Below are 767 nucleotides of genomic sequence, written 5' to 3'. Positions count from 1 at the left end.
CGGAGCCGAAAAATATGACGGTTGATACAAGGCCTCCTTCTTCAATTACCGTAGAACTTGCTCCTGATATAGACTCAGGAGTGAAAGGGGATAATATTACTAATTCCGACAAGATAATACTTATTGGTAAGTCGGAACCTTACTCACCCATAATGATTAAAATTTATGATGCAGATGGTAATCTTTTTTATCAGGAGCAGGACACTCTAACAGACGTTAGAGGAGAATTCCGTATTACTACAGGTGTTGTACCTAAAGATGGTGAGTATTCATGGGAACTACATGTTTGGGATAGGGCAGGAAATCAATCTTCACCTGTAACAGGAACTGTTACTATATCAACAGAACAGCCTATAATTTCAGAGTATCGACTTGTTAATGATACAGGAAGAAGTAATGATGATGGGATCACCAATGATTTACGACCTATCTTTGAGGGTAAGGTTGAGGGGGCTATCAGTGTAAGCGTTGTCATCCGTGATAAAGATGGAAATCCGGTCTCCACCATTGAGGGGCAAGTCGCTGAAAATGGCGACTGGGTGGCCACTAGCCCCACAGATCTGGTCGATGGGGAATACACTTGGGAGGTGGTTGCTCGTAATAACATAGGCAACAGCTCCATTTCGGACAAGCATAAGATAGTCATAGATCGCGAGATCGAAATAGAATCTGCGAAATTGCTCAACACTTCGGACACGGGGATATCAAACAGTGATGGCATCACAAACGATAGAGCCCCTACTTTTGATGGGACAGCGGAGAAAGGG

1 protein-coding gene is annotated in these 767 nt (G+C 43.3%); it reads left to right on the top strand.

The window, feature by feature from the left end:
- Nucleotides 1-14: 14 nt before the first annotated feature.
- The coding region (locus tag BCT34_RS02330) for an Ig-like domain-containing protein (protein ID WP_133150979.1) at nucleotides 15-767 on the top strand (753 nt) is incomplete at its 3' end.

The sequence above is a fragment of the Vibrio sp. 10N.261.45.E2 genome, from assembly GCF_002875705.1.
Taxonomy (GTDB): Bacteria; Pseudomonadota; Gammaproteobacteria; order Enterobacterales; family Vibrionaceae; genus Vibrio.
This window is presented reverse-complemented; position numbering and strand designations above follow the sequence as displayed.